Origin of the sequence: Micromonospora okii (assembly GCF_020884795.1) — a bacterium.
GTDB lineage: Bacteria > Actinomycetota > Actinomycetes > Mycobacteriales > Micromonosporaceae > Micromonospora > Micromonospora okii.
The window spans coordinates 549,324-569,299 of sequence record NZ_BBZF01000014.1; the positions used below are offsets into that span (position 1 = coordinate 549,324).

Sequence of the window (19,976 nt, forward strand, 5' to 3'; positions counted from 1 at the left end):
CGCGCGGGAGCAGGCGTCGGCAAGGCGGGGGCGGGTGCGGGTGCCGTCAGCGCAGCGCCTCGGCCGCCGAAGCGTGGACCGCCTCGGTCAGCGCGCCCAGCATCGCCGAGTCCAGCCGCCAGTGCTGCCAGTACAGCGGCACGTCGATCGCCCGACCGACATCGAGGTCAACGCATGTCCCGGCGGCGAGGTCGACACCGGCGAGCTGCTCGGGCACCAGGCCCCAGCCGAGGCCGCGCCGGACGGCCTCGCTGAACGCCGGCACGGACGGCACGTAGTGCACCGGCGGATCGAGGTCCCGCCCGGTCACCGCGCGCAGGAAACGATGCTGCAACCGGTCCTTACGGTCGAAGACGACCACCGGCGCGGCGGCCAGGGCCGAGGCGGACAGCCCCTCGCTGAACCAGCGCCCGGCGAGAGCCGGGGTCGCCAGCGCGCGGTACCGCATCGCGCCGAGCCGACGTACCCGGCACCCCTGGACGGCCTCGCGCCGCGCGGTCACCGCGGCCGTCACGGTCCCGTCGCGGAGCAGGTCGGCGGTGTGGTCCTGGTCGTCCTGCCGGATGTCGAAGCAGAGCGCCAGGTCCGCCGGCAGCCGGGCCAGCGCGCCGACGAACCAGGTGGCGAGCGAGTCGGCGTTGACGACCACGGCCATTCGGGTACGGGTGCGCGTCCCCGCGAGCGGGCCGCGCGCCTCGGCCAGCGCCTCGCGTTCCAGCAGGACGAGCTGGCCGGCGAGGCGCAGCAGCGGCCGACCGGCCTCGGTCACCCCGCAGGGCCGGCTCCGGCGTACGAGCACCTGGCCGACGCTCTCCTCCAACGCCCTGATGCGCTGGCTCACCGCCGACTGCGTGACGTGCAGCAGCCGGGCCGCCGCCTCGAAGCTGCCCTCCCCGACCACGGCGGCGAGCGTACGGAGCTGGGTGGCGTCGAGTCCCTCCATCAGGTCAGCTTATGGAAGGCGTGAAAGTTTAGTTGGACCGGTTGCGACCTCGCTCGTAGCGTCTTCGTCGTGCCAGATGTGCTCACCTCTGCGGCGACCGGTTTCGCCGTCGCCGTCGCCCTGATCGTCGCCATCGGGGCGCAGAACGCGTTCGTGCTGCGCCAGGGCCTACGCCGGGAACACGTGGCCCAGGTCGTCGTGACCTGCGCGGCCTCGGACGCGCTGCTGATCACGGCCGGCGTGGCCGGGCTCGGTTCGGTGGTCGCCGGCCGGCCGGCGCTGCTGACCGCGATCCGCTGGGGCGGTGCCGCCTTCCTGCTCTGCTACGCGGTGCTGGCGGCCCGCCGCGCGCTGCGCCCCGACGTGCTCGTGCCGACCGACCGGCCGCCGGCCACGCTGCGGGCCACCCTGCTGGCCTGCCTCGCCTTCACCTACCTCAACCCGCACGTGTACCTGGACACCGTGCTGCTGCTCGGCGGGGTGGCGCAGCAGCACGAGCAGCGGTGGGTCTTCGCGGCGGGCGCGATCGTCGCCAGCATCGCCTGGTTCACCGCCCTGGGGGCCGGGGCGCACCGGCTGGCGCCGCTGCTCGCGCGTCCCACCGCCTGGCGAATCCTCGACGGCGTGATCGCGGCCGTGATGGCGGCGGTGGCGGTGACGCTGCTGGCCGGTTCCTGAGCGGTTCGTCCGTGGCCGGCGTTAGGAAGGGGCCCCTCCTCTACCGGAAACGTTAATAAGGTGCCCTTCCTTACATCGGCTGCGGGGGCCGGAGGCGGTCGGGGCAGGGAATGATGGCCGGGTGCGGTTCCTTCATGGCGCGGTCCCCGCGCACGACCTGACCTACAACGACGTCTTCATGGCGCCCAACCGTTCCGAGGTGGGCTCCCGGCTGGACGTCGACCTGGCCACCTCGGACGGCACGGGCACCACGATCCCGCTGGTGGTGGCGAACATGACGGCGGTGGCCGGCCGGCGGATGGCCGAGACCGTGGCCCGGCGCGGCGCCATCACGGTGATCCCGCAGGACATCCCGATCGAGGTGGTGGCCAACGTCGTCGCGTGGGTGAAGCAGCGGCACCTGGTGCACGACACCGCGATCACGCTCGGGCCGACCGAGACCGTGGGCGACGCGATCCACCTGCTGCCGAAGCGGTCGCACGGCGCGGTGGTCGTGGTCGACGAGGCCGGACGTCCGCTGGGCGTGGTGACCGAGGCGGACACCGTCGGGGTGGACCGGTTCGCCCAGCTCCGGCACGTGATGTCGACCGAGTTGCACACGGTGCCGGCGGACGCGGACCCGCGTACCGGATTCGACCGGCTCTCGGCGGGCCGGCGGCGGCTCGCGCCGGTGGTGGACGGCGAGGGTCGGCTGGTCGGGGTGCTGACCCGCAAGGGCGCGCTGCGCGCCACCCTGTACCGGCCGGCGGTGGACGACCGGGGGCGGCTGCGGATCGCGGCGGCCGTCGGCATCAACGGCGACGTCACCGGCAAGGCCGCCGCGCTGCTGGAGGCGGGGGTGGACACCCTCGTGGTGGACACCGCGCACGGCCACCAGGAGCGGATGCTCGCCGCGCTGCGGGCGGTCCGCGCGCTCGACCCGGGCGTCCCGGTCGCGGCCGGCAACGTGGTCACGGCCGAGGGGGTACGCGACCTCGTGGCGGCCGGCGCGGACATCGTCAAGGTGGGCGTCGGGCCGGGTGCCATGTGCACCACCCGGATGATGACGGGGGTGGGCCGGCCGCAGTTCTCGGCGGTGCTCGACTGTGCGGCGGCGGCCCGGGAGCTGGGCCGGCACGTCTGGGCCGACGGCGGGGTGCGGCACCCGCGCGACGTGGCGCTGGCCCTGGCGGCCGGCGCGTCGAACGTGATGATCGGCTCCTGGTTCGCCGGCACCTACGAGTCCCCGGGCGACCTGTACGCCGACGCGGACGGCCGGCGGTACAAGGAGAGCTTCGGCATGGCCTCGTCGCGGGCGGTCAGCGCCCGGACGGCCGACGACAGCCCGTTCGACCGGGCCCGCAAGGCGGTCTTCGAGGAGGGCATCTCCTCGGCGCGGATGTACCTGGACCCGGAGCGCCCCGGCGTGGAGGACCTGATCGACGAGATCATCGCCGGGGTGCGCAGCGCCTTCACGTACGCGGGCGCGCGCGACCTGGACGAGTTCGCGGAGCGGGCGCTGGTCGGGGTGCAGAGCACGGCCGGCTACACCGAGGGGATGCCCCTGCCGACGAGCTGGTGAGGGGCGCGCCCTCGGCGGTGGTCAGGGGAAGAGCCGGCCGGCGATGGCGCGGGCGGCGGCCTCGGGGTCGGTGCCGACCCGGGGCGGCAGGGCGCCGGAGAGCCAGAGCGTGGCGAAGCCGTGCACGATCGACCAGGCCGCGAGGGCGTCCGCGTCCGGGTCCCGGTCCGTGCGGCGGGCGACGCCGCCGCGCAGCACCCCGCCGGCCCGGGCTCGGGCGGCCACGAGTTCCGGGTCGTCGGCGCGGTGCAGGTCGGGCCGGAACATCACCTCGAAGTGGGCACGGTGCCGGACGGCGAAGCCCACGTACGCCACGCCGGCTTCGAGCAGGTCGTCCCCGGCGGCCCTCAGCGCCCGGGTCAGCAGGTCGAAGCCCTGGGCGGCGAGCGCGGTGAGCAGTCCCGCCTTGTCGCCGAAGTGGTAGGCGGGAGCGGCGTGCGACACACCGGCGCGGCGGGCCAGGTCGCGCAGGCTCAGGGCGGCGGGGCCCGACTCGCCGATCGCCTCCGCCGCCGCGTCGAGCAGGGCCCGGCGGAGGTCGCCATGGTGGTACGCGGAGGGACGGGTCATGCCGGCATTTTAACTTGCCATTGACAAGATGTGACCTCCGGGGCGATTCTTGCCACTGACAAGATTTTCTTCTGAAGGAACGCTCATGGCACCCCTGTTCGCCCTGCTGGCCGGCGCCGCAGCGGCCCGGATCGCCGGCCTGCTCGGCGTCGCCGCCCTCGACGGCTGGCACCCGGCCCTGCGGGTCGGCCTGGCGCTGATGTTCGTGGTGACCGGCCTGGCGCACTTCGCGTCCCGCCGGGGCGACCTGATCGCGATGGTTCCGCCCTGGCTTCCCCGCCCCGGCCTGCTGGTCACCGTGACCGGCGTGCTCGAACTGGTCGGCGCGCTCGCGCTGCTCGTGCCGGCCACCGCGCCCTGGTCGGCGGCCGGGCTGGTGCTGCTGATGCTGACCATGTTCCCGGCCAACGTCTCGGCCGCGCGCCGGCGGCTCACGTTCGCCGGCCGGCCGGTGACGCCGCTCGGCCTCCGGACGGCACTCCAGGTGGTCTTCGTTGCCGCCGCCGTGGCCGTCGCGCTCGCCCCACTGACCGGAAGGAGCGACGGAGGCCGGGCCGGGACTCCGCCACCCCTCCCGCCGGATTCCATCGGACGGTCGGCAAATCGTTTGGGCCCTGACCATCAGGGGGCTAACATGCCATTCATGGACCTTGTCGTGCTGGCGGACGTGCCGCTCGGTCGGCTGCTGGTCACCGCCGGCCACATCGTCAGCCAGCGCTGGAACCGTCTCCTGGCCGAACACGGCCTCACCCAGGCCGGCATGGGCACGCTGATAACCCTCGCCCGGCACGGCGAGCTGCCCCACCGCGTGGTCGCCGAGCGCTGTTTCATCCGGCCGGCGACCCTGACGGGCATCGTCGACACCCTCGAGCGCGACGGCCTGGTCGAGCGGCACCGCGACGACGCCGACCGGCGTAGTGTACGGCTCGCCCTGACCCCGGCGGGTCGGGCACGAGTCGCCGAACTCACCACCCTCATGCAGGCCAGAGCCCCGATGACCTCCGTCGACGCCGACCCGGCGAAGGCCGAGGTGATCCGGCAGTTCCTGCTGGAGGTCATCGGCACCGGAGAGGAGCCACACGTGACGAGTCCCGACGCGAGGCCGGAGGGTCGGGCGTGCTGATCCGGCTCCTCCGCACCCACCTGCGCCCGTACGGTCGACCCCTGGCGGCGGTGGTGGCGCTCCAGTTCGTCGGCACGATGGCCTCCCTCTACCTGCCGAGCCTCAACGCCGACATCATCGACCGGGGCGTGGCCCGGGGCGACACGGGCTACATCATGCGCATCGGCGGCTGGATGCTGCTGGTCAGCCTGGTGCAGATCGCCTGCTCGATCGCCGCGGTCTACCTCGGCGCGCGCACCGCGATGGGCTTCGGCCGGGACGTGCGCGCGGCGGTGTTCGGCCGGGTCAACAGCTTCTCCGCCCGGGAGGTGGCGCGCTTCGGCGCGCCGTCGCTGATCACCCGCAACACCAACGACGTCCAGCAGGTGCAGATGCTCGTGCTGATGAGCTGCACCATGCTCGTCGCCGCGCCGATCATGAGCGTCGGCGGGGTGGTGATGGCCCTGCGCGAGGACGCCGGGCTGTCCTGGCTGCTGCTGGTCAGCGTCCCGGCGCTGGCCGTCGCGCTCGGGCTGATCATCCGCCGGATGGTGCCCGGGTTCCGGCTGATGCAGACCCGCATCGACACGGTCAACCGGGTGCTGCGCGAGCAGATCACGGGCATCCGGGTCGTCCGGGCGTTCGTCCGGGAGCCGTACGAGACGCGGCGCTTCGCCACCGCGAACGCCGACCTGACCGAGACCGCCCTGCGCACCGGCCGGCTGATGGCCCTGATCTTCCCGGTGGTCATGCTGGTGCTCAACGTCTCCAGCGTCGCCGTGCTGTGGTTCGGCGCGCAGCGGGTGGACGCCGGCGAGATCCAGGTCGGCGCGCTCACCGCCTTCCTGCAGTACCTGATGCAGATCCTGATGGCCGTCATGATGGCCACCTTCATGCTGATGATCGTCCCCCGCGCGTCGGTCTGCGCCGAGCGGATCGTCGAGGTGCTGGACACCGACTCCTCGGTGGTCCCCCCCACGAGCCCGGTCACCGAGGTGGCCGCCCGGGGCGATCTGGAGCTGCGCGACGTCCGTTTCCAGTACCCGGGGGCGAGCGCGCCGGTGCTGCACGCCATCTCCTTCCGAGCCACGGCCGGCAGCACCACCGCCGTCATCGGCAGCACCGGATCGGGCAAGACCACGCTGCTGTCGCTGGTGCCCCGGCTGGTCGACGCCACCGACGGCGCGGTGCTGGTCGACGGGGTGGACGTGCGGCACCTGGCCCCCGACGAGCTGTGGCGGCGGATCGGGCTGGTGCCGCAGCGGCCGTACCTGTTCAGCGGCACGATCGCCAGCAACCTGCGGTACGGCAACCCGGACGCCACCGACGCGGAGTTGTGGACGGCCCTGGAGATCGCCCAGGCGCGCGACTTCGTCGCCGAGCTGCCCGAGGGGCTGGACGCGCCGATCGCGCAGGGCGGCACCAACGTCTCCGGCGGCCAGCGGCAGCGCCTGGCCATCGCCCGGGCCCTGGTCCGCCGGCCGGAGATCTACCTGTTCGACGACTCGTTCTCGGCGCTCGACCTCGGCACCGACGCCCGGCTGCGGGCGGCGCTGCGGCCGGTCACCGCCGACGCGGCCGTGGTGATCGTGGCCCAGCGGGTCTCCACGATCATCGACGCCGACCAGATCATCGTGCTCGAGGGCGGGGGAATCGTCGGGATGGGCAGACACGCCGAACTACTGGAGGACTGCCCGACGTACGCGGAGATCGTGGCCTCCCAGCAGACGACGGGGGTGCCGGCGTGACCGCCGTACCGAACCAGAAGCCCGCCGGGGCGGGCCCGCGGCCGGCGGCGGACGACCGGATGCCCGAGCGGCTGCCCACGCGCGCCCAGCGCGGCGGCGGCATGCCGGTCGGAATGCCGACCGAGAAGTCGATGAACTTCGGCCCGTCCGCCCGCCGGCTGATGGGCCGGCTGCGCCCGCACCGGCTCGCGCTGGTGGTCATCATCGCCCTCGCGGTGGTCAGCGTCGGGTTCAGCGTGTACGGGCCGAAGGTGCTCGGCCAGGCCACCGACGTGATCTTCAGCGGCGTCATCGGTCGGCAGTTGCCGGCCGGCACCACCACCGAGCAGGCCGTCGCGGCGGCACGGGCCGCCGGCAACGACAACTTCGCCGACATGCTGGCCCGGATGGACGTGGTGCCCGGCGCGGGCATCGACTTCACCGCCCTGACCCGGGCGCTGCTGCTGGCCCTCGGGCTCTACCTGGCGGCCAGCCTCCTGATGTGGTGGCAGGGCTGGCTGCTCAACAGCCTGGTGCAGCGCACCGTGCTGCGGCTGCGCGCCGACGTGGAGGACAAGCTCAACCGGCTGCCGCTGCCGTACTTCGACCGGCAGCCCCGGGGCGAGCTGCTCAGCCGGGTCACCAACGACATCGACAACATCTCGCAGACCCTCCAGCAGACGCTGAGCCAGCTCCTCACCTCGGTGCTCACCGTGGTCGGTGTGCTGGCCATGATGTTCTGGATCTCGCCGCTGCTGGCGCTGGTCGCCCTGGTCGCGGTGCCGCTGTCGGTGGTGGTGACCGGGGCGATCGCCAAGCGGTCGCAGAAGAAGTTCGTCGCCCAGTGGGCGCACACCGGCGAGCTGAACGGCCAGATCGAGGAGGCGTTCACCGGCCACGAGCTGGTCAAGGTCTTCGGTCGGCAGCGCGAGGTGCAGGCCGCCTTCGCCGAGAAGAACGAGGAGTTGTTCCGGGCCAGCTTCGGCGCCCAGTTCATCTCCGGGATCATCATGCCGGCGATGATGTTCATCGGGAACCTCAGCTACGTCGCGATCGCCGTGGTCGGCGGGCTGCGGGTGGCCTCCGGCACGATGAGCCTCGGCGACGTGCAGGCGTTCATCGCCTACTCCCGGCAGTTCACCCAGCCGCTCACCCAGATCGCCGCGGTGGCCAACCTGCTCCAGTCCGGCGTGGCCTCCGCCGAGCGGGTGTTCGCCGTCCTCGACGCCGACGAGCAGAGCCCGGACCCGGCCACGCCGGCCCGGGTCACCGACCCGCACGGCCGCGTCGAGTTCGAGCACGTCAGCTTCCGGTACGAGCCGGACAAGCCGCTGATCGACGACCTGTCGCTGGTCGCCGAGCCGGGGCACACGGTGGCCATCGTCGGGCCGACCGGGGCCGGCAAGACGACCCTGGTCAACCTGATCATGCGCTTCTACGAGCTGGACGCCGGTCGGATCACCCTCGACGGCGTCGACGTCACCACGCTGACCCGCGACGACCTGCGCGGCCGGATCGGCATGGTGCTCCAGGACACCTGGCTGTTCGGCGGCACGATCCGCGACAACATCGCCTACGGCCAGCCGGGGGCCAGCGAGGAGGAAATCGTCGCCGCCGCTCGGGCCACCTTCGTGGACCGGTTCGTCCGCAGCCTCCCCGACGGCTACGACACCGTGATCGACGAGGAGGGCAGCAACGTCAGCGCGGGCGAGAAGCAGCTCATCACCATCGCCCGGGCGTTCCTGGCCGAGCCGTCGCTGCTGATCCTCGACGAGGCGACCAGCTCGGTGGACACCCGCACGGAGGTGCTGCTCCAGCGGGCGATGGCGGCCCTGCGCTCGGACCGGACCAGCTTCGTCATCGCCCACCGCCTCTCCACCATCCGCGACGCGGACCTGATCCTGATGATGGAGAGCGGCCGGATCGTCGAGCAGGGCACCCACGAGGAGCTGCTGGCCGCCCGGGGCGCGTACCACCGCCTCTACCAGTCCCAGTTCACCCAGCCCGACCCGGTCGTCGCGCTCGACGCCGAGGCGCAGCCCGCGCCGGCCCAGGCCTGACCGTCATGCGGGACGGGCTCCCGCGCCCAGGATGGGTGGGCCGCCGGCACGGGACCTGCCGGCGGCCCATGGCGGCCCTGTCGTCGGGAACGGGGGGCCCGACGCGCTCGGGGCCGCGCGCCGACAACGGTACGCCGGACCGCGCCGATCCGCCGCCCGCACCCACCCGTACGCCGAGGTCGAGAAGGGAAATCGGCCTCGGCCGCGCCGGCCCGCGTCCCGGTGGATGCGCCGGCCCGCGTCGCGGTGGCCGCGCCGTGGCGCCCGTCACCGCCGGCCGGGGCGGCCTCCGGTGACGCGGGACACGCCGTCAGGCTCGGTACGCCCGTGCAGCAGGATCCGGCGAGGTGGCAGTCGTGCTTGAACTCCTCACCGGGGTCGCGTCGCCGCTCTGGGCGTACCTGGTGCTGCTCGGGCTGCTCGCGGCCGACGCGTTCGTCCCGGTCATCCCCACCCAGGCCGTGATGATCACCGGCGGGGCCCTCACCGTGTACGGCGGGCTGAGCCTGCCGCTGACCATCGGCGTCGGCGCGCTCGGCGTCTTCGTCGGGGACCTGGCCTGCTACCTGATCAGCCGGCGCGTACCGGACCGCCGACGGCCCCCGCGCGCCGAGCCGGGCCGGGCCCGCCGGATGGCCGGCCGGGTCACCCGGGGGCTGCGCCGCCCGGGGCCGCTGGTGATCCTGCTCTGCCGCTTCGTGCCCGGCGGCCGGATGGCCGCCTGCTTCGCCGCCGGCCGCAGCCGCTACCCGTACCGGCTCTTCCTCGGCTACGAGGCGCTGGCGGCGTCGGCCTGGGCCGCGTACGGCGCGCTCGTGGGGCACCTGGGCGGCCGGGCGCTCACCGAGTCGGCCTGGCAGCTCCTGGTGATCGCGGGGGCGGCGGCGGCCGGCTTCGCGGCGGCCGGCTGGGCGATGACGGCCTTCGGCACCCGCAACACCCGCGCCGACGCCCCCACCGACTGATCGAACTCTCCGTCTTGACCTGAAGCGCGCTTCAAGTCCTACCGTCTCAGGACAGCGGGCGAGCGACGCCCGATCGGACGGGGAGGCGACGATGATCCTGGTAACGGGGGCGACCGGCACGGTCGGGCGGGAGCTGGTGTCGATCCTGGCGGCCCGCGGCGAACCGGTCCGGGCGGTCAGCCGGAATCCCGCCGCCGCCGGCCTGCCGGCCGGCGTGGAGGTGGTGGCCGCCGACCTCACCGAACCCGCGTCGCTCGCCCCGCACCTGACCGGTGTCCACGCGGCCTTCCTGATCTGGCCCTCCACCGACCCGGTTCTGGCCCGCCGCCTCGCCCCCGAGGTGGCCCGGACGCTCGCCGCCCGGGTGCCCCGGATCGTCTACCTCTCCGCGCCCGGTGCCGAGCAGCCGGAGTCGTTCTGGGGAATCGTCGAGCGGGCCGTCGAGGAGTCCGGGGCGGACTGGGCCTTCCTGCGCCCGACCGGCTTCGCCGCCAACACCCTGGCGTGGGCGGATCAGATCCGCGCCGGCGACGTGGTCCGCTGGCCGTACGGGGGCGCGGCCCGATCGCTGATCCACGAACGGGACATCGCCGAGGTGGCCGCCGCCGCGCTGACCACAGACGGCCATCTCGGCGCCCGCCACCTGCTCAGCGGCCCGGCGACGGTCATCCAGGAGGAGCAGGTACGCGCCATCGGCCGGGTGATCGGCCGCGAGCTGCGCTGGGCGGAGATGCCCCGCGACGAGGCTCACGCCATGCTGGCGGGGGCGTTCGGCGACGCCGCCTTCGCCGACGCCGCCCTCGACGGCTGGGCCGCCTTCGTCGACCGCCCCGAGCAGGTCACCACCACGGTCGAGTCGGTGACCGGCCACCCCGCCCGCCCGTACGGGCAGTGGGCGGCCGACCACGCCGACGCCTTCCGCTGACCTCCGCCGCCGGCTACTCCAGCTCGTGCAGCATGAGCTGGCGGGCGGCCTCCGTGATCGAGCCGGAGAGGCTCGGGTAGATGGTGATGGTCTGCGCCAGCTCGTTGACCGTGAGGTTGTTCTCCACGGCCATGGTGATCGGCAGGATCAGCTCGCTGGCCTTCGGGGCCACCACGACGCCGCCGATCACCTGGCCGCTGGCCGGCCGGCAGAAGAGCTTCACGAAGCCGTCGGCCAGGTCGTCCATCTTGGCGCGGGCGTTGCCGGACAGCGGCAGCATCACCTGGCGGGCCGGGGTGCGGCCGGCGTCCACCTCGTCCTGGGAGACGCCGACGGTGGCCAGCTCCGGGTCGGTGAAGACGTTCGCCGCGACGGTGCGCAGCCGCAGCGGCCGGACCGCCTCGCCGAGGGCGTGCCACATCGCGATGCGGCCCTGCATCGCGGCGACGCTGGCCAGCGGCAGCACCCCGGTGCAGTCGCCGGCGGCGTAGATGCCGGGGACGTTGGTCCGGGACACCCGGTCGACGGTGACGTAGCCGCCCCGGCCCAGCCCGACGCCGTACTCGGCGAGGCCGAGGCCGGCGGTGTTCGGGATCGAGCCGACCGCGATCAGCGCGTGCGAGCCGTGCACCAGCCGGCCGTCGGCCAGCTCGACCTCGACCCCGTCGGCGGTGCGCCGCACGCCCTCGGCGCGGGAGTTGTTGAGAATCGTCATGCCCCGGGAGCGGAAGACCCGCTCGATCGCCATCGCCGCGTCGGCGTCCTCGTGCGGCATCACCCGGTCCCGGCTGGAGACCAGGGTGACCTGGACCCCCATCGCCAGGTACGCGCTGGCGAACTCGGCGCCGGTGACGCCCGACCCGACCACGACCAGGTGCTCGGGCAGGTCGGGCAGGTCGTACACCTGACGCCAGGTCAGGATGCGCTCGCCGTCGGGCAGGGCGGTGGGGAGCTGGCGCGGGGTGGCGCCGGTGGCGACCAGCACGGTCGAGGCGTCGACCGAGTACTCCTCCGCCCCGTCGGCCGGGGTGACGAGCACCCGGTGGGTGTGACCGAGCATGTCGTCGCCGAGGCGGGCGCGGCCGGCGACGAAGGTGACGCCGGCCTTCACCAGCTTGGCGTGGATGTCGGCGGACTGGGCCAGGGCCAGGCGCTTGACCCGCTCGTGCACGGCGGGGGCGTCGACCGTGACCGCCTCCAGCCCGTCGGAGTGCACCCCGAACTCCTCGGTGTCCCGGTACCCGGTCACCACCTCGGAGCTGGCGATGAAGGTCTTCGACGGCACGCAGTCGGACAGCACGCAGGCGCCGCCGGCCCCCTCGGCCTCCACCACGGTGACATCAGCGTCAAGCTGGGCGGCGACCAGGGCCGCCTCGTACCCGGCCGGCCCCCCGCCGATGATCACGATCTGGCTCACAGCTCCCGCCCCTCGTCCATGCTCATGGTGACTTTCTTCTCTCCCGCGCGTCCGACACGCACCGTCGTATTCTCCCCCACCCGCTCGCCGGGCTATCGTCATCGCCGTGCGTCATTACGCCGCCTACGGCTCAAACCTGGACCCCGCCCGGATGCGCGCCTACTGTCCGCATTCGCCGATGGTGGGCATCGGCTGGCTGGAAGGCTGGCGCCTCACCTTCGCGGGCGAGGGCGCGATCGGCTGGGAGGGCGCGGTCAGCACCGTCGTCGAGTCCCCCGGCGACCGGGTCTTCGTGGCCCTCTACGACATCCACCCGTACGACGCCGCCCAGCTCGACGAGATCGAGGGGGTGACCGCCGGGACGTACCGGAAGCTGCACGTCCGGGTCTCCACCCTCGACGGCGACGTCACCGCGTGGGTCTACGTCTTCGACGGGTACGAGGGCGGCCTGCCGACGGCGTGGTACCTGTCGGAGATCGCGAATGCCGCCGAGAAGGCGGGCGCGCCCGACGACTACGTCAGCGAGCTGCGGTCCCGCCCGACCGGCACCGCCTCGGCGTAACGCGTCTCCCACGCCCCCAGTCTGACCCGCCCGCCCAGCGGGCCGCCCGGCGGCCCCGCCCCGGGTCGCCCATCCCACACGGCGACCGGGTCGCCCGGCGGCTCAGCGGGCGGGGACGACCAGCTCGTACATGTCGACGCTGTGCACCTCGCGCAGGCCCACCGAGCGGTAGAGGGAGAGCGGGGCGGTCGGGTTGGCCAGGTCGACGCCGAGGCCGGCGAAGGAGAGGCCCTTGGCGGCGTACCGGTGGAAGGCCCGGCGCAGCAGCGCCCCGCCCACCCCGCGCCGACGCTGCCCGGGCAGCACGGCCAGGTTCTTGACGAACCCCTCGTCCCGGTCGCGCGCCTGGTCGGAGGATTGGAGGACGCCGGCCGGCGCGCCGTCGACCTCGGCCACGAACCACTCGTCCCAGGCGGAGCCGTCGCCGAGGCGGGCCCGCCACCGCTCGTACGGCAGCGGCTGGTAGTCGGGAACGCTCTGGAACGCCGCGTCGTAGATCCGGTGGAACGTGCGCAGGTCCGCCTCGTCGCCCGCGCGCACCTCGCGGATCGTCACCCCGGCGGGCGGGGCGGGCGGCTCCGCCGGCAGGTCGGCCAGCGGTCGGCGCATGCGGACGTACCGCTTGGCGTGGGTGAAGCCCCGGTCGGTGAGGATGGCCAGCCACTCCCGCTCCGGCGGGCACACGAGACAGCGGACGGTGAGTGCAGGCAGCCCCCGCTCGGCGGCGCGGTCGGCGACCCGGGCGAGCTGCCGGTCCAGCAGCGGGGCCTGGGCGGCGCGCCCCGTCTCCGGGTCGACGAAGACGTCGACGAGCTCCCGCCCGGTGCCGGTGTGGTTGTCCAGGATCGCCCAGGCGACCACCTCGCCCAGCGGGTTCAGGCCGAGCCAGGAGTCCTGGGCCGGGTCGACGTACGGCGCGGTCAGGGCCAGGCGCACATCGTCGGCGTCGAAGTCGGGGTGGCCGATGGCGAAGGTGTCGGCGGCGTGCACCACCGCGAGGATCGCCGGCACGTCGTCGAGAGTGGGGCGGCGGGCGCTCCAGCCAACGGGAAGGGTCACCGGCCGATCTTGACAGCCCGCTTCGTCGCGCGCCGCCCATTTTTACGCCTCGGGCGGGTGTCGGGGCGGCGTCCCGCCGGCACCGCCGTCCGCGGCCCCCTCCTCGGCGTCGACCGCCTCGATGGCCGCCTCCACCTCCCCGGTGCGCCGGCGGGCGGCGGTGAGGGCCCGCTCCGCCGCGCGCCGGGCCAGCTTGCGCCGGCTGAGTTCCTGCTCGGCGTCGGCCCGCCGCCGCTCCAGCTCCGCCAGCGACCGTTCGAGGTCGGCCAGTTCCCCGGCGCCGTCGTGCTCGGCCCGCGCCGCACCGTCCAGCTCCGCCTCGGCCCGCTCCTGGCCGGTACGCGCCTTCGCCAGCTCCCGCTCCAGCGCCCTGCGCTGCCGGCCCCGCTCGGCGCGGGCGGCCCGCTCGGCGCGCTCGCGCCGCGCCCGGTCGCGCTCGGCGGCCCGCCGTTCCTCCCGCGCGGCCTTCGGTTCGGCCTCCCGTTCGGCGGCGCGGCCCCGCCCCGCCTTCTCCCCCGCAACCGGCCCCGGGCCGGCCTTCTCCTCGGCAACCGGCCTTCGCCCCGCCTTCTCCTCCGCAACCGCCCCCCGGTCGGCCTTCCTGCCGGCGGCCCGTTCGCGGTCGCGCCGCCCGGCCGTCGGCGGAGCCTGCTCGCGGCCCGGCCGCCCGGCTCTCGGCGGGGCCTCGTCGCCGCCGGTGACCAGCCGGAGCTGGGGGCGGGGCACCTCGCCGAAGCCCGCGTAGCTGGTGGCCCGCAGCAGCCGGCCGGCGCGCACCCGCTCGGCCACGTCGGCGTCGGAGAGCGCGGCGTTGAGCGTCGCCTCCACCTCGGCCAGCGGCAGCTTCCCGGGGGGCGGGGCGCCCTCGACCTCCCCGGCCAGCCGGCGCGCCTCGGCGACCAGGGCGGCGACCACCGCCCGCCGCTGGGCGGAGAGCTCCCGCAGCCGGGGGCCGCGCAGGTCGCGCTGGGCCGTGCGCAGGGCCTCGGCGAGCGAGGTCAGGTCGGCGACCAGCTCGGGGCGGCGCAGGGCGAGGAGGTTCACCAGCCAGGCGGCGACGGTCGGGCGGCGCAGCCGGGCGATCTCCCGGGCGGCGGCGGGGTCGCCCGCCCGGCGGGCGTCGGCGACGGCGGCGTCCCGGGTGGCGACGAACCGGTCGGGCGGCTCGGAGTAGAGCCGCCGGACCAGGTCCGGCGGGGGCGGCACGGTCAGGCGTCGAGCCGGCTGCCCGGCTCGAGACGCCGGTAGTCGGTGCGGGACAGGGCCGCGTACTGGCGGTTGAGCACGGCGAGCCCGTTGTCGTTGAGCAGCCCGTCGTGCAGGGCGTAGGCGCGGCGCGGGGCGACCGCGCGGATGAAGTCGAGCACCTCGGAGAACTTCGACCAGGGGGCGTGGATCGGCGCGAAGAGGGTGTCCACCTGGACGTCGTCGGGCACCACGAGCGCGTCGCCCGGGTGGTAGACGGCGTCGCCGATCAGGTACCCCAGGTTGTCCACCACCGGGATGTCGGGGTGGATGACGGCGTGCCGCCCACCGTACGCGCGCACCGCCACGCCCGCGGCGGTGAACGCCTGCCCGGCGGCGACCGGGTCGAGGACCTCGGCCGCGTCGCCGAGGGCGCGGGCCAGCGACGCCGGGCCGTGGACGCGGAACGGCCGGCGGTCGAGCTGCCGGGTGACCGCCTCGACGTCGAGGTGGTCCGGGTGCTCGTGGGTGATCAGCACCGCGTCCGCCCCGTCCAGCGCCGCCGGGTCGCTGAACCCGCCCGGATCGACGACCAGGACCCCGCCGTCGTGCTCGACCCGGAGGCAGGAGTGGGCGTACTTGGTGAGCTGCATCGTGACTCCTCGATTGACTGAATCGTGATGTCCTTCAGCGCAGTCTGCCGGAACCGGCGCGGTGCCGCGCCACGTCTGACGTATCGCCCGACGAGGGCGCGGAGGATCGGAGCGGGAATGCACGGATACTCGAGAGGCCGGCTGCTCGCGGTGGCGGGCCTGGTGGCGTTGCTGGCGGTGAGCGGGTGCAGTGGCTCGGACGGCGGGGACGGCGCGCACGACTCGGCGGGGGTGCGGGCCCAGAAGGAGGCGCCGGCCGGCGCGCCCGAGGCCCGACCGGAGGGTGCCGCCGGGAAGGACGCGGCCGAGGCCGGCGCCGGGGGCGGGTCGCCCGACCTGCGGGTCGACCAGCGCTCGATCGTCTACACCGGAACGATGCGCGTGCGGGTGGACGAGGTGGACGCCGCCGCCGCGTCGGCCGTCGCCGTGGCCACCGGGGCCGGCGGCTTCGTGGGCGGCGACGAGCGGCGCAGCAGCTCCAGCGCCGACGCCCGCGCGGAGCTGGAGCTGCGGGTGCCGGCGGCCCGGTTCGCCCCCGTGCTGGAGGAGCTGGCGAAGCTGGGCCGGCAGGAGCTCCGGTCGATCCGTACGGAGGACGTGACCGAGGAGACCGTGGACCTGGACGCCCGGATCGCCACCCAGCGGGCCCGGGTCGACAGTGGCCGCAAGCTGCTGTCCCAGGCCGACTCGATCACCGACCTGGTGACGATCGAGCGGGAGCTGGCCCGGCGGGAGGCCGACCTCGCCTCGCTGGAGGCGAAGAAGCGCCGCCTGGCGGACCTGACGGCGCTCTCCACCATCACCCTCACCCTGGTCGGGCCGCAGGCGGAGACCCAGGGCGACGAGGACGGCACCGGCTTCCTGGCGGGCCTGCGGGGCGGCTGGGCGGCCTTCGTCGCTTCGGTGGGTGTCCTGCTCACCGCGCTCGGGGCGCTGCTGCCCTTCGCGGTGGCGCTCGGCCTGCCGGTGGCGGTCCTGCTCGTGGTGCTGCGTCGGCGGCGCCGGCGGCGGCCGGTGCCGCCGACCGTCAGCGAGCCGCCGCGAGTGCCCGCAACGCGGTCTGCACCATGAGCCGGACCCCGACGCCGATGGCCCGCTCGTCCACGTCGAACGACGCGCGGTGCAGGTCGACGTTGGGGCCGGACCGGCCGACGCCGAGCCGGGCCAGCGCGCCGGGGACGTGCTCCAGGTACCAGGAGAAGTCCTCGCCGCCCATGCTCTGCGGCGTCTCGGCGACGCCGCCCGGGCCGAGCGCGGCCTGGGTGGCGGCGGTCAGCACCTGGATCGCCAGGGCGTCGTTGGTGACCGGCGGCCGGCCGCGCAGGTATTCCAGATCGACCGTGGCGCCGGTCGGGGCGATGACGTCCCGGACCACCTGAGCGACGATCTTGGGTGCCTGGTCCCAGGTGGCGCGGTCCATCACCCGCAGGGTGCCGGAGGCGCACGCCTCGGACGGGATGACGTTGTACTGGGTGCCGGCCGAGGCGTGGCCGAACACCAGCAGCAGCCCGCTGTTGGCCGGCACCCGGCGACTGACCAGGGCGGGGACCTCGGTGACCAGCCGGCCGAGCGCGTCGACCAGGTCGACGGTCAGGTGCGGGCGGGCGGTGTGCCCGCCGGGGCCGGTCAGCCGGACCGTGACGTTGTCGGCGGCGGCGGTGATCGGGCCGACACGCAGGCCGACCTTGCCGACCGGCTGGTTGGGGTCGCAGTGCAGGGCGAAGATCTGCACGACGTCGTCCAGGCCGCCGGCCTCGATGACCTCCAGCGAGCCGCAGGGCAGGATCTCCTCGGCCGGCTGGAAGATCAGCCGGACCCGGCCGTCCAGCTTGCCGAGGTCGGCGAGCTGGGCCAGCAGCATCCCGACGCCGAGCAGCACCGTGGTGTGCACGTCGTGGCCGCAGGCGTGGCAGACGCCGTCCTTCGTGGAGCGGTACGACACGTCCTTGACGTCGGTCAGCGGCAGCGCGTCGATGTCGGCGCGGAGGGCGACCACGGGGCCGTCCGGGCGGCCGTTGACGTCGCAGATGACCCCGTTGCCCTTGGGCAGCAGGCGCGGGTGCAGCCCGGCGAGCGACAGCTCGCGGGCGATCAGGGCCGCTGTCTCGAACTCCTCGCCGGAGAGCTCCGGGTGGGAGTGCAGGTGCCGGCGGGTGGCGACGAGGCCGGGTACCCGTAGGGCGAGCAGATGGTCCAGCTCGAAGGGCAGGGGCTCGGACCCGGGGGGCGCATCCGGCCAGGCCGGCGGCGCCAGTTGGCTGCCGTGCGGCAGCGTCAACGCACTCGTCACGTCGAATTCTCGATCACTAGGAATGGATGGATCATCGGGCAGGACAGCAGACAGCCTAGACCTTCGCCGGTGACGCTGTGCAACATCATTCGTGTAGTGATCGGACCGCGCAGAGTCACGAAAGCCCTGGTCGGCGGTCCCGACAACCTGCGCGGCAGCAGGTAGATCGCGGTCGAACGCCATCATCCGCCCCACACCTCCTACAACCCGTAACCGATCGGCGGTCACGAAATCGCCGTCGATTCGGGGCCGTCGCTACCCGAATTGTCGCATTGGTCGCTTCAACGAACTGCCGCTCGGACAATTAACCGACGCACGCGGCGGCCGGCGATCCCCGACGGTGACACGACGGGCCGGGACGCCTCCGCACACGCTGTCCGTCCCGTTCATCCGGACTGGCTTACCCACCGCCCGGGGTGGCACACACCTGTCGAGGGCGCCCCCTCGCGGCCACCCGGGCCCGCGCCTCCCGCGCCGCCGCCGACAGTAGTCCGGGGCGCAACGGCGCGCGACCCCGGTTCCGAGGGGCGGAACCGGGGTCGCGGCGGCTGAGGAACAGGGGATGTGATCAGAACCGGTCGCTCGGGCGGTACGTGCCCCAGACCTGGCGCAGGGTGCCGCAGACCTCGCCCACCGTGGCGCGGGCCCGCAGCGCCTCCCGCATCGGGTACAGCACGTTCGCGGCGCCCTCGGCGGCGGCGCGCAGCTCGCCGAGGGCCCGCTCGACGGCGCCGTTGTCGCGCTCCGCGCGCAGCTTGGCCAGCCGCTCGGCCTGGGCCGCCTCGATCGTCGGGTCCACCCGCAGCGGCTCGTACGGCTCCTCGGCGTCGATCGTGAACCGGTTGAGCCCGACCACCACCCGCTCGCCCGAGTCGATCTCCTGGGCGATCCGGTACGCCGACTGCTCGATCTCCCGCTTCTGGAAGCCCGCCTCGATGGCGTCCACGACGGAGCCGTGGTCGGCCACCCGCTCCATCAGCTCCACCGTCGCCGCCTCGATCTCGGCGGTCATCGCCTCCACCACGTACGACCCGGCGAACGGGTCGACGGTCGCGGTCAGGTCCGTCTCGTACGCCAGGACCTGCTGGGTGCGCAGCGCCAGCCGGGCGGCCTTCTCGGTGGGCAGCGCGATGGCCTCGTCGAAGCTGTTGGTGTGCAGCGACTGGGTGCCGCCGAGCACCGCGCCGAGCCCCTGGATCGCGACCCGGACCAGGTTCACCTCGGGCTGCTGGGCGGTGAGCTGCACGCCCGCGGTCTGGGTGTGGAAGCGCAGCATCATCGACTTCGGGTTCTTCGCCCCGAACTCGTCGCGCATGAGGCGGGCCCAGATCCGCCGGGCCGCGCGGAACTTCGCGACCTCCTCCAGCAGGGTGGTCCGGGCCACGAAGAAGAACGACAGCCGGGGCGCGAAGTCGTCCACGGCCAGCCCGGCGGCCAGCGCGGCGCGGACGTACTCGACGCCGTTGGCCAGGGTGAACGCGATCTCCTGCGCGGGGGACGCGCCGGCCTCGGCCATGTGGTAGCCGGAGATGGAGATGGTGTTCCACTTCGGCACCTCCGCCCGGCAGTAGGCGAAGGTGTCGGCGACCAGCCGCAGCGACGGCTTCGGCGGGAAGATGTACGTCCCCCGGGCGATGTACTCCTTGAGGATGTCGTTCTGGATCGTGCCGTTGAGCGCCGCGCCCGGCACCCCCGACTCCTCGGCGACGAGCTGGTAGAGCAGCAGCAGCACCGAGCCCGGCGCGTTGATGGTCATCGAGGTCGAGACCTTGTCCAGCGGGATGCCGTCGAAGAGCAGCCGCATGTCGTCGATCGAGTCGATCGCGACGCCGACCTTGCCGACCTCGCCGTGGGCGATCGGGTCGTCGGAGTCGTACCCCATCTGGGTGGGCAGGTCGAAGGCGACGGAGAGGCCCATCGTGCCCGCCCGCAGGAGCTGGTGGTACCGCGCGTTCGACTCGGTGGCGGTGCCGAAGCCGGCGTACTGGCGCATCGTCCACGGCCGGGAGGTGTACATGGTGGGATAGACCCCACGCGTGTACGGGAACTCCCCCGGCTCGCCCAGCCGGGCGTCCAGGCCCTCCGGCAGGTCCGCCTCCGTGTAGACGCCCTTGATCGGGAAGCCGGACTCGCTTGACCGCGGTTCGCTCATCAACGGATGGTAGGACGAGACGGCCGTTCGGAGGGTGAGGGATTGGGCACACCCCCGCCGGCCGCCCCGGGCGCACCCGCCCCGACCACCGGCCGCAGGGGAGGAAGCCGGAGACGTACGGTCCAGT

General features: G+C 74.1%; 17 protein-coding genes and 1 pseudogene. 10 read left to right on the plus strand and 8 right to left on the minus strand.

The genetic code is table 11. The features are described 5' to 3' along the window. Positions 1 to 46: 46 nt before the first annotated feature. Positions 47 to 943 carry a LysR family transcriptional regulator ArgP gene (locus LPU43_RS09095; protein ID WP_229399802.1) on the minus strand — a complete coding sequence of 299 codons (897 nt, stop codon included), beginning with the start codon at positions 941 to 943 and terminating at the stop codon, positions 47 to 49. 78 nt (positions 944 to 1,021) lie between these two features. On the opposite strand from LPU43_RS09095, the gene LPU43_RS09100 reads away from it, so the two are divergent. Continuing rightward, positions 1,022 to 1,621, plus strand: coding sequence for a LysE/ArgO family amino acid transporter (locus LPU43_RS09100; protein WP_229399900.1), 600 nt, complete (start codon positions 1,022 to 1,024; stop codon positions 1,619 to 1,621). A 121-nt stretch (positions 1,622 to 1,742) separates the two neighbouring features. Continuing rightward, the gene (locus LPU43_RS09105) at positions 1,743 to 3,182 is read left to right on the plus strand and encodes a GuaB1 family IMP dehydrogenase-related protein (protein ID WP_229399803.1); all 1,440 of its coding nucleotides are present in this window, start codon (positions 1,743 to 1,745) and stop codon (positions 3,180 to 3,182) included. Between the two features lie 21 nt (positions 3,183 to 3,203). Here the strand turns inward: LPU43_RS09105 and LPU43_RS09110 are convergent, their stop codons facing one another. Further along, positions 3,204 to 3,752 carry a TetR/AcrR family transcriptional regulator gene (locus tag LPU43_RS09110; protein ID WP_229399804.1) on the minus strand — a complete coding sequence of 183 codons (549 nt, stop codon included), beginning with the start codon at positions 3,750 to 3,752 and terminating at the stop codon, positions 3,204 to 3,206. 85 nt (positions 3,753 to 3,837) lie between these two features. On the opposite strand from LPU43_RS09110, the pseudogene LPU43_RS09115 reads away from it, so the two are divergent. The 6 genes and pseudogenes from LPU43_RS09115 to LPU43_RS09140 form a co-directional block, all read left to right on the plus strand. After that, positions 3,838 to 4,278 (plus strand): annotated as a pseudogene (locus LPU43_RS09115) (DoxX family protein); the annotation flags it as partial. Between the two features lie 117 nt (positions 4,279 to 4,395). Next, positions 4,396 to 4,875, plus strand: coding sequence for a MarR family winged helix-turn-helix transcriptional regulator (locus LPU43_RS09120; RefSeq protein WP_255684493.1), 480 nt, complete (start codon positions 4,396 to 4,398; stop codon positions 4,873 to 4,875). Beyond that, positions 4,869 to 6,602 (plus strand): ABC transporter ATP-binding protein, encoded by a 1,734-nt coding sequence (locus LPU43_RS09125; protein ID WP_229399805.1) that lies wholly within the window; start codon positions 4,869 to 4,871, stop codon positions 6,600 to 6,602. The genes LPU43_RS09120 and LPU43_RS09125 overlap by 7 nt, the downstream gene beginning before the upstream one ends. Before the next feature lie 59 nt (positions 6,603 to 6,661). Continuing rightward, positions 6,662 to 8,641, plus strand: a complete 1,980-nt coding sequence (locus tag LPU43_RS09130; protein WP_305073810.1) for an ABC transporter ATP-binding protein — start codon at positions 6,662 to 6,664, stop codon at positions 8,639 to 8,641. Between the two features lie 356 nt (positions 8,642 to 8,997). After that, positions 8,998 to 9,606, plus strand: a complete 609-nt coding sequence (locus LPU43_RS09135; RefSeq protein WP_229399903.1) for a DedA family protein — start codon at positions 8,998 to 9,000, stop codon at positions 9,604 to 9,606. 91 nt (positions 9,607 to 9,697) lie between these two features. Continuing rightward, positions 9,698 to 10,531 carry an SDR family oxidoreductase gene (locus tag LPU43_RS09140; protein ID WP_229399806.1) on the plus strand — a complete coding sequence of 278 codons (834 nt, stop codon included), beginning with the start codon at positions 9,698 to 9,700 and terminating at the stop codon, positions 10,529 to 10,531. Between the two features lie 13 nt (positions 10,532 to 10,544). Here LPU43_RS09140 and LPU43_RS09145 read toward each other — a convergent pair whose 3' ends face one another. Continuing rightward, a complete protein-coding gene (locus LPU43_RS09145) occupies positions 10,545 to 11,948 on the minus strand; it encodes an NAD(P)H-quinone dehydrogenase (protein ID WP_229399807.1) in 1,404 nt (467 codons plus the stop codon). Between the two features lie 106 nt (positions 11,949 to 12,054). On the opposite strand from LPU43_RS09145, the gene LPU43_RS09150 reads away from it, so the two are divergent. Continuing rightward, positions 12,055 to 12,510, plus strand: a complete 456-nt coding sequence (locus LPU43_RS09150; protein WP_229399808.1) for a gamma-glutamylcyclotransferase — start codon at positions 12,055 to 12,057, stop codon at positions 12,508 to 12,510. A gap of 102 nt (positions 12,511 to 12,612) precedes the next feature. On the opposite strand, the gene LPU43_RS09155 is transcribed toward LPU43_RS09150, so the two are convergent. The 3 genes from LPU43_RS09155 to LPU43_RS09165 are packed head-to-tail and all read right to left on the minus strand — an operon-like array spanning position 12,613 to position 15,407. After that, positions 12,613 to 13,569 (minus strand): GNAT family N-acetyltransferase, encoded by a 957-nt coding sequence (locus tag LPU43_RS09155; RefSeq protein ID WP_229399809.1) that lies wholly within the window; start codon positions 13,567 to 13,569, stop codon positions 12,613 to 12,615. Between the two features lie 42 nt (positions 13,570 to 13,611). Then, the gene (locus LPU43_RS09160; RefSeq protein WP_229399810.1) at positions 13,612 to 14,775 is read right to left on the minus strand and encodes a hypothetical protein; all 1,164 of its coding nucleotides are present in this window, start codon (positions 14,773 to 14,775) and stop codon (positions 13,612 to 13,614) included. Between the two features lie 2 nt (positions 14,776 to 14,777). Then, on the minus strand, positions 14,778 to 15,407 hold the full coding sequence (locus LPU43_RS09165) for an MBL fold metallo-hydrolase (protein WP_229399811.1): 630 nt from the start codon (positions 15,405 to 15,407) through the stop codon (positions 14,778 to 14,780). A 117-nt stretch (positions 15,408 to 15,524) separates the two neighbouring features. Between LPU43_RS09165 and LPU43_RS09170 the strand changes: the two genes are divergently transcribed. Continuing rightward, positions 15,525 to 16,478, plus strand: coding sequence for a DUF4349 domain-containing protein (locus LPU43_RS09170; protein ID WP_229399812.1), 954 nt, complete (start codon positions 15,525 to 15,527; stop codon positions 16,476 to 16,478). Here the strand turns inward: LPU43_RS09170 and LPU43_RS09175 are convergent. Beyond that, entirely contained in the window at positions 16,435 to 17,697 is a 1,263-nt protein-coding gene (locus tag LPU43_RS09175) for an amidohydrolase (RefSeq protein WP_229399813.1), read from the minus strand. The genes LPU43_RS09170 and LPU43_RS09175 overlap by 44 nt on opposite strands. 568 nt (positions 17,698 to 18,265) lie before the next feature. Beyond that, positions 18,266 to 19,849 carry an acyl-CoA mutase large subunit family protein gene (locus tag LPU43_RS09180; RefSeq protein WP_229399814.1) on the minus strand — a complete coding sequence of 528 codons (1,584 nt, stop codon included), beginning with the start codon at positions 19,847 to 19,849 and terminating at the stop codon, positions 18,266 to 18,268. Between the last annotated feature and the right edge of the window lie 127 nt (positions 19,850 to 19,976).

Coding starts and splice junctions, on each gene's coding strand:
- LPU43_RS09095 (WP_229399802.1), bottom strand. CDS start 943: ATGGAGGGACTCGACGCCACCCAGCTCCGTACGCTCGCCGCCGTGGTC.
- LPU43_RS09110 (WP_229399804.1), bottom strand. CDS start 3,752: ATGACCCGTCCCTCCGCGTACCACCATGGCGACCTCCGCCGGGCCCTG.
- LPU43_RS09120 (WP_255684493.1), top strand. CDS start 4,396: ATGGACCTTGTCGTGCTGGCGGACGTGCCGCTCGGTCGGCTGCTGGTC.
- LPU43_RS09130 (WP_305073810.1), top strand. CDS start 6,662: ATGCCCGAGCGGCTGCCCACGCGCGCCCAGCGCGGCGGCGGCATGCCG.
- LPU43_RS09140 (WP_229399806.1), top strand. CDS start 9,698: ATGATCCTGGTAACGGGGGCGACCGGCACGGTCGGGCGGGAGCTGGTG.
- LPU43_RS09165 (WP_229399811.1), bottom strand. CDS start 15,407: ATGCAGCTCACCAAGTACGCCCACTCCTGCCTCCGGGTCGAGCACGAC.
- LPU43_RS09170 (WP_229399812.1), top strand. CDS start 15,525: ATGCACGGATACTCGAGAGGCCGGCTGCTCGCGGTGGCGGGCCTGGTG.
- LPU43_RS09180 (WP_229399814.1), bottom strand. CDS start 19,849: ATGAGCGAACCGCGGTCAAGCGAGTCCGGCTTCCCGATCAAGGGCGTC.